We start from the raw sequence: 15671 nt of genomic DNA, 5'->3' as shown, positions 1-15671 counted from the left end.
ATCGCGTAATACTAAAAGCCCGAGCTCTAGCTCGGGTTTTTTATTAGACAATAAAAAACCCGCTTGGCAAAGCGGGTTCCTGTCTAACTATTGAATGTTAAATTACAGTTGGTTGATTTGCCAAACTGTAACTGTGCCGCTAACTTCGTTGCCAACGACAAGAAGAGGAACGCCACTTGGACTGTCATCGGCACTAACAAATACCAAACTTTCTGGTGCTAGGTCACCAATAACATCGTCGCTGGTAAGTCCTTCGGTAAGGTCGCGATTAATGACATATTCTGCAAATTGAACATCATAAGGATTTGTAACGTCGTAGACGAAAATACCGCCCATACGCTCAGTGCCAATGAAAGCGTAAGTACGGTCGCCAACTTGGCCCACAGTTAATGCTTCTGGCTCAGGTCCTTTGTTCTCAGAACGTGAATCGCTAGCATTTTCGTCGTCACCATTGTTGAACTGCGCCCCGTGAACTGAAGCTGTAATACGCTCAAAATCGTCGCCAGAATCATAAACCACTAGGCCATTTTGATCCCAAATGGTAAATGAACGTGCACCGTATGCATATGCCGCATCGTATTCACCGTCACCATCTGCATCACCCATAGCTGAAGTTACGCGTAAATCATCAGCCTCACCTGTAGCCTGTAGCATGGCCAGTTCAGAGTTTGCAGCAGCAGTAAGGTCTTCTACTTTCACTTCATCTGTGTAGGCAAGGCAACCATCATCCTCGTCGAAATCAACCCCGCCAGCAGCAGTACATGCAGCTTCATCGGCAGCTTCGAAGAAGTACTCACGGGCATCACCTTCGTTGGCAGTTAGAATGAAAGTCGCGTCTTTCCAGGTAAAATTAGCGATAGTATCTGGCTGATATACGCCATAAATGCCAGTATATTGGCCAAAGCTAACCGCATCGTTCTCTTGTATATCAATATTAAGTCCAGCCCAAGATTTGGTCCCAAGACCAACCACATCAACGGTCAATTCTTCTAAATCTACAATTGCTAGGCCATTGTTTTCCTGAAGACTTACATAAGCGACATCATTTGTTGCTGTGATGTACTCAGGTTCCAGATCTTTCGCCACCGTAGAAGTAATTGCTGTACCGTTGATAGTTCGCCCCGCTGGGTTTGGAAACATCATGCCCTGAGCCATTAAGTCAGCTTCTGTACCATTGAACGCAGTAAAACCTACAGTAGTTCCGGTTTCTTCAGGCTCGCCGCTAGCTAAAATATTAATAACGGTGATCGAACCTTCAGGGTCAATGGTGTAGTCATCAGAAGGCTCACCTTCGTTCGCTACTAACACCTTGCCACCGTCTGGAGTAAAAGTGACCATGTCTGGCAGTGCACCTACCTCTACAGAGTCTAAAAATGCAGGAGCGGAGCTGTCTAAACCGCTATAAAAGAGCACATAACCATTGTCAGTTTTAACGTCGGCAGGTACAGCAACAGCCATAAGATCACCGCTTATTGCAATACTTGTTAAGCTGCCCAGCGCCACACCGTTAATATCAGCAGGCAAAGCAATAGTAGTTAGCGTTAATGAAGTCGTGTTAATTGGGTCTGCCATTGTGGCGGTGTTAACACCAGAGGCATCAATAACAGCAATTGTATTCGTTTCACCATTCGTGGCGTAAATGGTGCTGGTACCGGCATGGTATTGAACGATTTCAGCCGCTGTTTGGTTGCCCAAAAAGGCGCGACCAACCACATCCATGGCAATGCCAATAGAAGCATCAGTACCATCGCTACCATCTGTGCCCGGGTCACCTTGTTCCCCTTGCGGCCCCTGTGCCCCTGTTTCGCCTTGCTCACCATCGTCACCGTCAAGGCCACACCCTGAGAGCGCTGCTGAAACTAAAAATGCTAGTAGTCCATATTTAAACTTGTTACGCACTGCCATTTGATTTCCTTTTTTATTTGTTTTTGTCGTACGTTGCGAGGTCAGAGAAATCTTGGATTTCTGAACCCAGTACACCAGAAAATTTATTCAACTTCTATGTATAAATTAGAATCAGTTTATGACACAAATATTAAGAAGGCAAAAGCCTGTAACTTTTCTATAAAAAAGCAACTATTTACGTGCTAAGCGCTAATTGTAAGCATTTATTTCAATTTAATTTATAGCCAGATCACTTTAATGAGAAAGCTGGAAAACTGTCATATTGGATGATTAGCGCGAACGTCTAGTTTTATTTATACGTGCTATCTGATACTAATACTGCTAAATCGATGTATACACTGAAGGGCATGCATTTTTCGTGTTTTAAATACGCAAAATGGCGTCTTCAGCAAATAAAAGGATTAACCATGAAATTGAAATTCACTGCTTCAGCGGTTATTGCTGCTGCACTCACATTAACTGCTTGTGCGACTTCACCGACGGGCAGAAACCAAGTACTTCTCTATTCAGAGACCCAGTTAGCGCAAATGGGCGACCAAGCTTTTACTGGCATGAAAGAGGAACTAAAAATTTCTAATAAAGCCGTACAAAATTCGTACGTAGAATGTGTTGCAAACGCTATTACGGCTCAAGTACCTACGAGTGTTTTTAGCGGTCAATGGGAAGTCGTAGTATTTGACGATGAACAGGTTAATGCGTTCGCACTGCCCGGCGGAAAAATAGGTGTTTATACAGGCTTGTTAAATGTAGCGGAAAACCAGCACCAGCTTGCTGCGGTAATTGGTCATGAAGTTGGTCACGTTATAGCAGAGCATGGTAACGAGCGTATGTCTCAGTCAACGTTGATTAATGTAGGTAGTCAAGCAGTAGGTCAAATATTGGCAGCGAACGAAGTCCCTCAATCGGGCCCTATAATGGCGGCAATAGGTTTAGGTGTTCAGGTAGGTGTCCAGCTTCCGTTTAGTAGAACACATGAGTCAGAAGCGGATGTCATCGGCCTTCAGCTGATGGCAAAGTCTGGGTTTGATCCAAGACAATCTGTGAACTTATGGCAAAACATGGATGCTGCTAGTGGTGGTGAGCGCCCTATGGAACTATTATCAACCCACCCTGCGCCCCAAACAAGAATTGATAATCTACAGGCAAATATGTCTGGTGCGTATGCTGACTACCAAGCAACTGCATATCGTCCGAACTGTCGCTAAAAACTGGTATCAAGGATGACGCTGTTACATCGTAATTAAGCTAGATACAAAAAAACGCTGCGAAATGCAGCGTTTTTTTGTTTAGAGCAGTCGAGTTTATTCGCTGTCTGTTTTGTGTAGGTGAACATCCATTTGAGGGAATGGAATTGAAATACCTTCTTCATCAAAACGTAGTTTAACGTTTTCAGTGAAGTCGAATTTAACACCCCAGAAATCGGCAGAGTTAACCCATGGACGAACAATGAAGTTTACGCTGCTGTCAGCCAGTTCAGACACCGCAATTTTCGGCGCAGGTTCAGCAAGAATTCTGTCGTCTGCTGCAACCATTTCTTCAAGGATCTTCTTCGCTTTAAGAAGGTCTGCGTCGTAACCAATACCCACAACCATATCTACACGACGAGTATCTCTTGCTGAGTAGTTAGTAATATTACCGCCATAGATATTACCGTTTGGAACAATAATTTCTTTATTGTCTGGTGTATTCATTGTAGTGGTAAAGATACCGATCTTAACAATAGAACCCGCAGTACCCGCAGCCTCAACAAAATCACCTGCTTTAAACGGCTTAAATACAAGTAGCATTACGCCTGCTGCAAAGTTTTTCAGTGAATCTTGTAGTGAAAGACCAATAGCTAGACCAGCCGCACCTAAAATAGCGACAAGAGAAGTAGTATCTACACCTAGTTGGTCAAGTGACGCAACAATGACGAACAGCATCAAAATAGCGCTAAGTATCGCCTCTAGGAAATCTACCAGCATGTCATCATATTTAGACTTAGACATTAAGCGTCTAAATACAGACAAAATAAATCCAACTACGATCTTACCGACTACATAAATCGCAATTGCCATTAAGATGTTGATACCCCATGGAATGGCGTAGTCGTTTATGTACCTTTCAACATCGCTTGCTGAAAAAAGCGAAAGTTTCTCTTCCATAATATGGTCCTTGTCATGGTTTGTTGTAATTAACGCAAATACGTTAGCAGCTAATCGTATTATCACCAATACTTAATCGGTTTAAAAAGCGTAAATTCGCTCTAAAGTCTAAGCCACATAGGCTATTGATAGTGTTAGCATTATCCTAAAGTAGCGATACATAACGTCATTTACCGTTACTTCATAGACTAAAGTTTGAGTATATTTTTCAGTAATTGTCACACGCATGTCACCCAATATTTGTACTATCTCATACCGAAGCCTTGATGCGCTTTTTCCAATTTATTGGAAGTTACCGAGTTTTAAGACATTTTTTTTGATGATTTTTTAGCCACAAAGTTTTAGACTAAAGTCTCATAAGAATTAAAGCGTGCTATCTATTTCGATACACTTGCTATCAATTCTTTATGAACGGGCTTTAGCAAACTATGTCAATTAAAGGATTAACGCATGTTGCTTCTATTAACCCTATTTTCAGTCGTTCTGTGTCTATTTTTGTATTCACTACGCACTGATAAAGGAAAACACACCAAGTATGCAAGAGCGGAATACCGCCCAGAACCAACATCGAAGTCTTCTTCCACCGTGTTGAAATCAACTTCGAACAACTCTTCGCCTACTGCAGCGTAGAGTTAATTTACGAGTCAGGTGATTTTAATATAGGCCGCATGCTGTTGTTTATGTAAGTTTTTACCCAATAATTTACATGGTGCCGTCGACAGCATTGCAACCTGTATGTACACACACGTATCATACGCATTAAAACCAAACACACGAATTATTATGCGTATACCGAGAGTTTATTACCCCAATCCTATCCCGTTAGAACAAGAGTTTGAGTTAACTGAAGACGCCGGTCATCACATCGCCACGGTACTGCGCATAAAGCCCAATCGCCCTATCGTGCTTTTCAATGGCGACGGCAATGAATACAGCGCGCAAATTATTAGCGTTCAGAGAAAAAAAGTGACGGTCGAGGCCGATGCTTGCCTATCGCTAGCAAAAGAATCTCCCCTTCATCTGCATTTGGGGCAAGGTGTATCTAAAGGCGATAGGATGGACACTGTACTACAGAAAAGCGTAGAGCTTGGCGTAACGGAAATAACACCCGTTATTACTGAGCGCTGTACAGTTAAACTCGACGAGTCACGTTGGGAAAAGAAAGTTCAGCAATGGCAGAAAATTATTATTGGCGCCTGTGAACAAAGCGGTCGCAACATAATTCCCGTGCTCAATGCACCAGTTAGCTTAAATCAATGGCTGTCATCATCTACCAATACCACAAGACTCGTTCTTGCACCGGGCGCGGAACAAAGTTTGGCAAGACAACCTTATAATACTCAAGGTTTTCGTTTGCTTATTGGCCCTGAAGGTGGGTTATCTGAAACAGAGATTCATCAGGCAAACGAAAACGGCTATCAGTCGGTAAGTTTAGGCCCACGAATTTTGCGCACTGAAACAGCGGCGATCACCAGCTTGAGTATACTTCAAGCTCAGCACGGCGACTTCTAATTGCGTATGTAAAAGAAACTTTTAAGTCCGAATAGGGTTAGCTCAATAACTTGAAGAATTACGCTGTGCCCCAATATATGCTTACAAATTGAAAAGCCGACTGTAGCGGCATTTTATTAACATTCAAGGTGAGAACATTATGCAATATACCGTTGGCGTAATTATGGACCCCATCGCAAGCGTTAAGCCACATAAAGATACAAGCTTTGCGATGATGCTTGAAGCTCAGCGCCGCGGTGCAAAGATCGTTTATTTTGAATTAAAAGATCTTTACTTAAACAATGGTAAGCCAATGGGTTTAGGCAAAACCGTGTCAGTGAAAGATCAAGCGACAGATTTCTATACCATTGAAGATGAATCAACCCTGCATTTAGGTGATATTGACGTCTTACTTATGCGCAAAGATCCTCCTTTTGATAGTGAGTTTTTGTACGCGACTCAGGTGCTCTCGCTTGCACAAGACGCGGGGGCGTTGGTTGTAAACAATCCTCAGGCGCTGCGTGACTACAACGAGAAGTTGTTTACGTCGTACTTCCCAGAACACATTCCACATACTTTGGTAACGAATAATCAAACGCTTATCCGTGAATTCCATGCCAAGCATCAAGATATTATTTGTAAGCCCCTAGATGGTATGGGTGGCGCCTCTATTTTTAGAGTAAAGCCGGACGGAAACAACTTAGGCGTAATCATAGAGACGCTGACTAAGTTAGGCGCGCGCTATATGATGGTACAAGAGTACCTTCCAGAGATTAAAGACGGTGACAAACGCGTGTTAATTGTAGATGGTGAAGTTATGCCGTACTGCTTGGCGCGACTGCCCACTAAAGGGGAAACCAGAGGCAACTTAGCCGCTGGCGGCACGGGTCGTCCGCAGCCCATTTCTGACTCCGATCGCGCTCTGGCCGAAGCTATTGCGCCAACGCTAAAGGAAAATAACATCTTATTTGTAGGGCTTGATGTTATTGGCAGTAAAATAACCGAAATAAACATTACTAGCCCAACCTGCGTAAGAGAAATAGAAGCGGCTTACGATATTAATATTATGGGCGCATTGTTCGATGCCATCGAAAAGCGACTAGCCAGTAAATAAAGTAAGTTTGCATTAACAGTCTGGTGCGGCTTGTGTCATTAAAGATAAATATGAGCGAATGGAGTGCGTTTACCATCAATAGTGTAAAAGCCCTGACAAAGTAAAAGATAGTAGATAAAAGACAAACTATGACGGAATTAAAAAGCCTACAAAATCACTTTCTGGTCGCGATGCCTAGTTTGGATGATCCGTATTTTTCTCGCTCGCTCATTTATATTTGTGAACACAATGCTGAAGGTGCTATGGGTATTGTAGTCAACCAGCCTTCGACCATGAACGTGAAACAGCTTCTCGAGCAAACTGACAAAGAGCTTGATGTGTCTGACGACAAAGCAGAGCAAATCGTGTTGGCTGGCGGCCCTGTAAGCCAAGAGCGAGGTTTTGTGCTGCACTCCTCTCAAAAAGCATGGGCATCAAGCCTGAAACTAGCGCCAGGGATCATGGTTACTACATCAAAAGACATCCTCACCGCAATTGCTAACGATGAAGGCCCTGAAGATGTATTGATTGCTTTGGGGTACGCGGGCTGGACTGCTGGGCAACTTGAAAAGGAAATGCAGGAAAACGCATGGCTTACCATAGAAGCAGATGAAGATATTCTGTTTAACACGCCAATGCATAAAAAGTGGCAAGCAACGGTAAATAAACTCGGTGTTGATGTATGGCAACTAGCGCCGGGAGCTGGGCATGCCTGACATAGGAAACCGCACTGTACTTGCATTTGATTTTGGTACCAAAAGCATTGGCGTGGCGGTAGGTCAGGAAATTACCGGTACAGCTTCTCCTCTTGCAGCGCTAAAAGCACGAGACGGTATTCCTGATTGGACGCAAATAGAAAAGCTTTACGAAGAATGGCAGCCGCATATTGTAGTGGTGGGTTTACCCCTTAATATGGATGGTACTGAGCAGGAGATGACTCAACGGGCCCGCAAATTTGCAAACCGCTTACATGGGCGTTTTCGCGTTGCGGTTGAAACCTGTGATGAGCGACTTACTACCACTGATGCTAAGGCTATGCTGTTTGAGTTAGGTGGCTATAAGAAATTGACCAAAGACAAGGTAGATAGCGTCTCAGCCTGCGTAATTTTCGCTAGCTGGAGTGAGAGTCAGTACGAATAGTTGTTAGGGCCTGTTGACCTTGGCTGTACACCAAAGGTCAACAGGCTCTAGTATACTGCTGGCTCTTGCTGTTATTACTTTTCTGCCCCACACTGCCAGCAGACATCAAAAGCGGCGCCGTTTTGTTCACGGCATTCAGCACAAATCCAGTCTTCACTAGATACTGCCTTATCGTTTGATTTCTGAATGAAGAGCTCAATAACTTTCGACGCTCTTGCATACCAGCTATCGTCAACCAGCCACACTTCTTGTTGAGAGTCTTGCCAAGGCAGTTCACCGATGGCACCGCCTGCAAATTCGTTTTTAACCATGTAGGGGATAGACAGCGCGTCAAGCTCGCTGCGAACCGCTTGCATTTCAAAAGCGTCTTGTGAGGTGAAGAGTTTTTTCAACGGCTATCCTTTTATTAAACAATCGAACGCGAACTGGTATTAAACAAGAAAGCAGCCCGTGGGCTGCTCAACGTGCCAGAGAAACACATCATCTACTGATTGTTTATCCCTTTGCTACTTTATCTAGTGCACCAATGCTATTAATACATCAGCATGATGCGACAGCAATTAGTCATCCATATCAATAGATACATTTGACAGTGTTCCCAAGCTAGAACCGTCACTAGTATCAAGCTTGATCATTAAGCGCAGATCATTTGGCGAGTCGGCATGGTGAAGCGCCTGGTCCATATCAATCTTGCCCGCTTTGTAAAGGTCGTAAAGTGCCATATCGAAGCTCTGCATCCCCTGCTCTTTACCTTTTTTCATTGCCTCTTTTAGTGCGCCTATTTCATTGCGCTGAATAAGGTCGCGTACTAGCGGCGAGTTCAGCAATATTTCTATTGCCGCTACCCTGCCCTTTCCATCTGGGGTAGGTACTAACTGCTGCGCGACAATAGCACGAATGTTTAAGCTTAAATCGAAACGCAGTTTATCGTGCTGATCTTTAGGCGCTAAGTGCATAATACGCTCAATAGCTTGGTTTGCGTTGTTAGCGTGCAGCGTTGCCACACATAAATGCCCCGTATCAGCAAACGACATGGCATATTCCATGGTTTCCATTGAGCGAATTTCACCAATCAGAATGACATCAGGCGCCTGACGTAGTGAACTTTTAAGCGCATCATCGAAAGACTGGGTATCTATGCCCACCTCGCGCTGAGTAATTACGCAATTTTTATGCTCGTGTACAAACTCAATGGGATCTTCAATAGTTAATATATGCCCGTGCGAGTTTTCATTTCTGTGCCCAATGAGCGCAGCCAATGACGTTGATTTACCGGTTCCCGTTCCACCTACAAATAGAACAAGACCGCGTTTAGACATAATAATTTCTTTTAGTACTCGCGGCAGACCCAAGTCATCTGCTTTAGGAATTTGTGTCACGATTCGGCGAATAACCATACCCGCTTGGTCGCGCTGCCAAAATGCTGAACAACGGAAGCGACCAATACCTTCTCGCACAATAGCAAAGTTACACTCTTTTGAAGTATGAAACTCATTCTGCTGCTTTTCGTTCATCGCTTCATGAACAAGTGCGAGTGATGCCTCTTCCGAGGTCGCGCTTTCCGTCACTGGCGTCAATTTGCCGTTAATTTTGGCGCTGACAGGAAACCCCGCGGTTACGAACAAATCTGATGCGTTGGTATCGACCATTTTTTGTAATAGTGAATCTAGCATAATGGCCTCTAGAAATTGTTCATTGACTGTTTATCAACTGACTTTGCGGCCGCGTCCTGTTTGGTAATCACACCCATAGCTACTAAGCGCTGAAGACATTGATCCATAGTTTGCATACCGTGAGCCTGACCCGTTTGAATAACCGAATACATTTGCGGTACTTTATCTTCACGAATTAGGTTTCGAATTGCTGGGATCCCTACCATGATTTCATGGGCAGCAACTCGGCCTCCCCCCACTTTCTTAAGCAGGGTTTGTGAAATTACCGCGCGTAATGATTCCGACAACATAGAGCGCACCATGGCTTTTTCTTCAGCCGGGAAAACATCAATGATACGGTCAATGGTTTTTGGCGCAGAGTTGGTATGTAGTGTACCAAAGACTAAGTGGCCGGTTTCGGCAGCTGAAATGGCAAGGCGTATGGTTTCTAAGTCACGTAGCTCACCAACTAGAATAACATCAGGGTCTTCACGAAGTGCCGAGCGCAGTGCGTTGTTGAACGAGTGCGTATCGCGGTGCACTTCCCGCTGGTTCACTAAGCTAAGTTTATTGTCGTGAACGAATTCGATTGGATCTTCAATAGTGAGAATATGTTCGCGCTTATGCGTGTTGATATGGTCGACCATGGCCGCAAGCGTGGTACTTTTACCTGAACCAGTGGCGCCTGTAACAAGAACAATTCCGGTAGGCTGGTTAATGATGTCTTTAAATATTTCAGGCGCACCTAAGTCGTCTAGCGTTAGCACTTTACTTGGAATGGTACGCAATACCGCTGCTGCGCCTCGGTTTTGCACAAATGCGTTGACACGAAAACGCGACAGACCATTCACTTCAAAAGAAAAATCGGTTTCTAAGTTTTCTTCGTACTCTTTGCGCTGCATGTCATTCATAATCTCATAAACGAGACCATGAACTTGTTTGTGATCGAGGGCAGGCACGTTAAGTTTACGCATCTCGCCATCTACACGAATTATTGGTGGTAGGCCCGCTGATAAGTGTAAATCTGAGGCGTTATTCTTAACACTGAAAGCCAAAAGTTCGGTAATATCCACAACCACTTCTCCAAAACAAGGTGAATAATGCAAACAATAGCAGAAAGACTAGATTCCGCACGAAAAGGAATAGACCAAGCCGCTACCAGTGCACATCGTCCACCAAATTCCGTTAAATTGCTAGCGGTTAGCAAAACAAAACCCGTATCAGATATCATGGAAGCGTATGAAGCCGGACAACGTATGTTCGGCGAAAATTACGTGCAGGAAGGTGTTGAAAAGGTTCAGGAACTTTCTCACTTAAGCGATATAGAGTGGCACATGATTGGTCCAATCCAATCGAATAAAACCAAAGTGGTAGCCGAACACTTTGATTGGGTTCAGTCTGTAGATAGAGAAAAAATTGCTCGCCGCTTGAACGAGCAGCGACCTAAATCCATGCCGCCGCTAAACGTGTGTATTCAAGTAAATATTGATGACGAAGAGAGCAAGTCTGGGGTGGCGCTAAGCGAATTAGACGCGCTAGTAGCATTTGTCGGCTCTCAAGAGCGCCTGATTTTACGCGGTTTCATGGCCATACCTAAAGCGGACCCTAGTGAAGAGCAGCAGCACGCTACACTAACCAAGCTTAAAGAATTATTTGACCACTACCATACATCATTGAGCAATTTTGATACCCTATCCGTAGGAATGAGTAGTGATATGGCAGAAGCAATTCAACACGGGTCAACTATGGTCCGCATCGGTACCGCTATTTTTGGTAAACGAAACTAGCGCGAGCAAACCTAACGAATAGCGCTTCGCCTCGCTACACAGACTTAAACGCAACCAACAAATAGGATTTACATGCAACAGAAAAAATTAGCATTTATTGGCGCGGGTAACATGAGCCGCAGCATCATCAGTGGTCTTATCAAATCAGGGTACGCGAAAGAAAACATCCTTGCGGCAAACCCTTCCACACCAAAGTTAGATGGCCTGAAGGCCGAGTTTGGTATTCACACCACACAATCTAACGATGAAGCCTGCCAATTCGCTGATGCCATAGTGCTTGCGGTAAAACCACAAATAATGGGCGATATGTGCGGCGAACTCCAAAAAAACAATGATCTATCGGGCAAGTTGTTTATGAGCATTGCAGCTGGGCTTCCGGTAGCCAGATTGCAAGAAATGCTAGGTGGTGAATACCCAGTTGTTCGCATTATGCCAAACACCCCAAGCTTATTAGGTAAAGGCATGTCTGGAATGTATGCCGACGACACGGTTTCTGAGTCAGACAGGCAATATGTTGACGATGTTATGAACAGCGTTGGCGAAACAGTATGGGTAGACAAAGAAGAGGGCATTAACGGCGTTATTGCTGCAGCGGGCAGCAGCCCAGCTTATTTCTTCTTATTCTTACAAAATATGCAGGAAGAAGCCATGAACATGGGGTTTGATAAAGCGCAATCCCGCTTAATGGTTCAGCAAGCGATGTTAGGCGCAGCCGAAATGGTTTGTAACAACCCAGACCTTGAATTAAGTGAGCTTCGTGCCCAAGTTACGTCTAAGGGCGGCACTACCGCAGAAGCCGTTAACACTTTCATTAATGAAGGTTTAAAAGATATTGTCAGCAAGTCGATGCGCGCCGCCGTAGCACGTGCTGAAGAAATGGCAAAACAGCTATAACGTTTTAGGAAAAACACAACATGAACGCAACGGTATTTTTGGTTGATACCTTATTTAGCCTTTATTTGATGGTGGTTATTCTGCGCCTTTGGTTACAAATGGTTCAAGCAGACTTTTATAACCCAATGAGTCAATTTGTAGTAAAAGCAACCCACCCTATTGTGGGGCCGTTGCGCCGTATCATTCCTTCAATCGGCAGGTTCGATACCGCTACTTTTGTTTTAGCGGTGGCGGTATGCGCGCTTAAGCTAATAACCCTAGGGTTAATGTTTGGCGGTAGTCTAAACCCTGTAGGTATCGCGATTTTGTCAGTGATTGGCGTGATAAAAGAAACCCTGTCGTTAATGTTCTGGGTGTTGCTGCTACGCGCTATATTAAGCTGGGTGTCTCAAGGCCAGTCTCCGGTTGACTATGTTCTATATCAGCTAACCGAGCCTTTTTTAGCGCCAATACGCAAAGTCATTCCACCATTAGGCGGCTTAGACTTATCGGTGCTTATTGCTATCATCGCATTACAGTTTTTACAGCTTCTGATCCAAGACACTTTCCCCATGTAACTAATGTAAGTTCAAGACACTTTTAGGGAAAGTATTGGCTTTGCAGTTTGGTTCATAGAGCAAAACAAGCTGTAATGGGTAAGAATTGAAAATAAGATCAAGGCAGAGGTAGTTTCTATCATGGGTGGAATAAAACATATCAAAAAAGCTTACGTAGCACTTCTTGTGATGGCTGTGTCATGCTTAAGCTTTTCCGCACTTGCCGAGCAGAAGCAAACGCTTGGTGAATGGGATGTTCACTATATGGTGGTGAGTACGCCATTCCTGACACCAGAAGTGGCCGCTAACTATGGTATTGTAAGAAGTAAATTTAATGCATTAGTTAACATTTCTGTATTGGACAAAGTTTCCGGTAAAGCGCAACGGGCAGATGTCACAGGTACGGCTAAGAATCTGTTAGGTAACTCGCGTAAGCTGACGTTCAAAAAGGTGGAAGAAGGCGATGCCATCTATTACCTTGCCGTGTTGCCATTTCGCGATCAGGAAACTTTCAGGTTTGAGATTGACGTTCAAAAAGGTGCCAGCAAACAAACGCTGAAGTTCCAGCAAAAAATGTACGTAGATGAATAACGTTTTAGGCAGGTAGTTGTTAAAAGGTGCTAATCGCAAGCGCCCACTCATAACACTTTCGCGTTTAAAAAAACTAGCTAAATAGCAAAGCGAGATATCCGTTAGCCCGGTATCTCGCTTTTTTATTATGTTAAAAATATGGTAACTACACTTTACCAATTCAATGAGGTGGTAAATAATCAAAGCAACTGGTCGGGCAAGTTAGTGAGCACCGATTGCACGTTTATAGGTGTAAAGATCACGATAAACAGTCTAGCGTAAGCTTTAACTAGCTACCGTTATGAACTAAGCGCTAACTGCCTACAAAGCAAATAATACAGAGAATAACTATGAATACGCCCTCACCTCAGACTGTATCTCAAACAGCTACACCACCGTCTGCGAATAACTCAGAACAACCGACAGCTTTTTTCCCTAACCTTTTAGCCCCATTAGATTTGGGCTTTACCACACTTCGCAACCGCACCCTAATGGGTTCAATGCATTTAGGCCTGGAAGAAGAAAAAGGCGGTTTTGACAAACTTGCTGCATTTTATGCTGAGCGAGCGAAAGGCGGCGCGGGGCTTATCGTAACGGGTGGCATTAGCCCTAACATTTCAGGCTGGGTTGCGCCCTTTGCGGGCAGAATGACCCGTTCTCGTCACGCGAAAAAGCACCGTGTTATTACTGACGCCGTGCATAAAGAAGACGGCAAAATTTGTATGCAAATACTGCATTCGGGCCGCTATGGTTATCACCCACTTGCTGTTTCTGCTTCACCGATGAAGTCGCCTATTACCCCTTTTAAACCTCGCGAACTGTCCTCACGCGGTGTAAGAAGCACAATTAAAGACTATGTTAAATGCGCCAGCCTAGCTCAGAAGGCGGGGTATGACGGCGTGGAGATTATGGGTTCGGAAGGCTACCTCATAAATCAGTTTTTCTGTGAGCGCACCAATCATCGAAATGATGAATGGGGTGGCAGCTTAGAAAACCGCGCTCGCCTAGCGATAGAGATAATAAAAGGTGTACGCGAGAAAGTGGGCACTAACTTCATCATTATTTATCGCCTGTCTATGCTGGATTTAGTCGAAGGCGGCGCTAAGTGGGACGAGGTTGTATATTTAGCCAAAGAAATTGAAAAAGCAGGCGCTACGCTAATTAATACCGGCATTGGATGGCACGAAGCAAGGGTACCTACTATCTCCACATCTGTACCTCGCGCGGCGTTTACCTGGATAACCGAACGCATGAAAAAAGAGGTGTCTATTCCTCTTATTACCACTAACCGTATCAATACGCCTGAAATTGCAGAGTCGGTACTCGCACAAGGCCATGCTGATATGGTGTCGATGGCGCGACCTTTCCTAGCTGACGCTCATTTTGTAGCCAAGGCCATGCGCAATGAATCTAAGTTAATCAACACTTGTATTGCGTGTAATCAGGCCTGCCTAGACCATGCGTTTGAACAAAAACGCGCAAGTTGCTTGGTGAACCCACAAGCGTGCTATGAAACCGAACTTACCTTCCCGCCTACGCAAAATAAGAAAAAACTAGCGGTAGTAGGTGCAGGACCTGCGGGTTTGGCGTTTTCCATGTATGCCGCAGAGCGCGGTCACGAAGTGCATTTATTTGATAAAGCAAGCGAAATTGGTGGTCAGTTTAATTACGCGAAGCAAGTGCCAGGTAAAGAGGAGTTTTATGAAACCCTACGCTACTTTGACAATCAGTTAGCTCGTGTGGGCGTTACGATTCACCTTAATACCGAAGTGAACGCAAAGAGTCTTGTCGATGGGGGATTTGATGACGTGGTGCTTGCCACCGGTATTAACCCTCGCAAACTGACTATTGAAGGCCACAACCACCCTAAAGTGATGAGTTATCTAGATGTCTTGCGCGACCACAAGCCAGTAGGCAAGAAGGTGGCTATTGTTGGCGCTGGCGGCATTGGTTTTGATGTTGCAGAATTCTTAGTAGAACACGAACATTTAGCCAAAGATAAAGAAAAATGGCTGGCGCATTGGGGAATAGATAAAGACTACGCAGCACCGGGTGCACTAAAAGAGAAAGCCATTGAGCCTTCTGATCGCGAAGTGTATCTACTTCAACGTAAAACCTCTAAAGTGGGCAAAGGGCTAGGCAAAACAACGGGCTGGATCCACAGGCAATCATTGAAACACCACAATGTTCAAATGATAAATGGTGTGAGCTACGAGAAAGTAGACGATGAAGGCCTTCACGTACTGATCAACGACACACCAAAAGTATTGCCTGTCGATAACGTTATTGTATGTGCAGGCCAAGAGCCATTTAAGCCTTTACAGCAACCTCTAGAAGAAGCAGGATTTAGCGTACACATTATCGGTGGTGCTGATGTAGCGGCTGAACTCGACGCTAAGCGAGCTATTCGTCAGGGCGCTGAACTGGCTGCGCGAATTTAAGCGCGCAGCCAGCTCTTA

15 protein-coding genes are annotated in these 15671 nt (G+C 44.5%); 10 read left to right on the top strand and 5 right to left on the bottom strand.

What is annotated here, in order from left to right; translation table 11 throughout:
• Positions 1-102: 102 nt before the first annotated feature.
• On the bottom strand, positions 103-1905 hold the full coding sequence (locus E5672_RS09490; protein ID WP_136781975.1) for a choice-of-anchor I family protein: 1803 nt from the start codon (positions 1903-1905) through the stop codon (positions 103-105).
• A gap of 407 nt (positions 1906-2312) precedes the next feature.
• Here E5672_RS09490 and E5672_RS09485 point away from each other — a divergent pair, with 407 nt between their 5' ends.
• The gene (locus E5672_RS09485; RefSeq protein ID WP_136781974.1) at positions 2313-3110 is read left to right on the top strand and encodes a M48 family metallopeptidase; all 798 of its coding nucleotides are present in this window, start codon (positions 2313-2315) and stop codon (positions 3108-3110) included.
• A 96-nt stretch (positions 3111-3206) separates the two neighbouring features.
• On the opposite strand, the gene E5672_RS09480 is transcribed toward E5672_RS09485, so the two are convergent.
• Entirely contained in the window at positions 3207-4049 is an 843-nt protein-coding gene (locus E5672_RS09480; RefSeq protein ID WP_136781973.1) for a mechanosensitive ion channel family protein, read from the bottom strand.
• 783 nt (positions 4050-4832) lie between these two features.
• Here E5672_RS09480 and E5672_RS09475 point away from each other — a divergent pair.
• From E5672_RS09475 to ruvX, 4 genes are all read left to right on the top strand, one after another.
• Positions 4833-5561: a 16S rRNA (uracil(1498)-N(3))-methyltransferase gene (locus E5672_RS09475; RefSeq protein WP_136781972.1), complete on the top strand. Its 729-nt coding sequence runs from the start codon at positions 4833-4835 to the stop codon at positions 5559-5561.
• 139 nt (positions 5562-5700) lie between these two features.
• Positions 5701-6654, top strand: coding sequence for a glutathione synthase (gene gshB, locus E5672_RS09470; RefSeq protein ID WP_136781971.1), 954 nt, complete (start codon positions 5701-5703; stop codon positions 6652-6654).
• 128 nt (positions 6655-6782) lie between these two features.
• Positions 6783-7349 (top strand): YqgE/AlgH family protein, encoded by a 567-nt coding sequence (locus E5672_RS09465; protein WP_136781970.1) that lies wholly within the window; start codon positions 6783-6785, stop codon positions 7347-7349.
• Complete coding sequence (gene ruvX / locus E5672_RS09460; RefSeq protein WP_136781969.1) at positions 7342-7773, top strand: Holliday junction resolvase RuvX; 432 nt, start codon at positions 7342-7344, stop codon at positions 7771-7773. The genes E5672_RS09465 and ruvX overlap by 8 nt, the downstream gene beginning before the upstream one ends.
• A 74-nt stretch (positions 7774-7847) precedes the next feature.
• Here the strand turns inward: ruvX and E5672_RS09455 are convergent, their stop codons facing one another.
• The 3 genes from E5672_RS09455 to E5672_RS09445 form a co-directional block, all read right to left on the bottom strand.
• Positions 7848-8165 (bottom strand): putative signal transducing protein, encoded by a 318-nt coding sequence (locus E5672_RS09455; RefSeq protein ID WP_136781968.1) that lies wholly within the window; start codon positions 8163-8165, stop codon positions 7848-7850.
• 168 nt (positions 8166-8333) lie between these two features.
• A complete protein-coding gene (locus E5672_RS09450; RefSeq protein ID WP_136781967.1) occupies positions 8334-9446 on the bottom strand; it encodes a PilT/PilU family type 4a pilus ATPase in 1113 nt (370 codons plus the stop codon).
• Positions 9447-9454: 8 nt separating this feature from the next.
• Positions 9455-10498, bottom strand: a complete 1044-nt coding sequence (locus tag E5672_RS09445) for a type IV pilus twitching motility protein PilT (RefSeq protein ID WP_136781966.1) — start codon at positions 10496-10498, stop codon at positions 9455-9457.
• Between the two features lie 27 nt (positions 10499-10525).
• On the opposite strand from E5672_RS09445, the gene E5672_RS09440 reads away from it, so the two are divergent.
• The 5 genes from E5672_RS09440 to E5672_RS09420 all read left to right on the top strand — a co-directional run bounded on the left by E5672_RS09440 (position 10526) and on the right by E5672_RS09420 (position 15653).
• On the top strand, positions 10526-11212 hold the full coding sequence (locus E5672_RS09440; protein WP_136781965.1) for a YggS family pyridoxal phosphate-dependent enzyme: 687 nt from the start codon (positions 10526-10528) through the stop codon (positions 11210-11212).
• Between the two features lie 72 nt (positions 11213-11284).
• Entirely contained in the window at positions 11285-12106 is an 822-nt protein-coding gene (gene proC, locus E5672_RS09435; RefSeq protein WP_014950466.1) for a pyrroline-5-carboxylate reductase, read from the top strand.
• Between the two features lie 20 nt (positions 12107-12126).
• Positions 12127-12663 carry a YggT family protein gene (locus E5672_RS09430; protein ID WP_136781964.1) on the top strand — a complete coding sequence of 179 codons (537 nt, stop codon included), beginning with the start codon at positions 12127-12129 and terminating at the stop codon, positions 12661-12663.
• 96 nt (positions 12664-12759) lie between these two features.
• A complete protein-coding gene (locus E5672_RS09425) occupies positions 12760-13233 on the top strand; it encodes a DUF4426 domain-containing protein (RefSeq protein ID WP_136781963.1) in 474 nt (157 codons plus the stop codon).
• Positions 13234-13562: 329 nt separating this feature from the next.
• Positions 13563-15653 carry an NADPH-dependent 2,4-dienoyl-CoA reductase gene (locus E5672_RS09420; protein ID WP_136781962.1) on the top strand — a complete coding sequence of 697 codons (2091 nt, stop codon included), beginning with the start codon at positions 13563-13565 and terminating at the stop codon, positions 15651-15653.
• The last annotated feature ends 18 nt before the right edge of the window (positions 15654-15671 follow it).

Source organism: Alteromonas portus (assembly GCF_005117025.1).
In the GTDB taxonomy this organism is placed as follows: Bacteria; Pseudomonadota; Gammaproteobacteria; order Enterobacterales; family Alteromonadaceae; genus Alteromonas; species Alteromonas portus.
The sequence above is the reverse complement of the archived record's forward strand: the minus strand, read 5'-3'. Positions and strand labels throughout refer to the sequence as shown.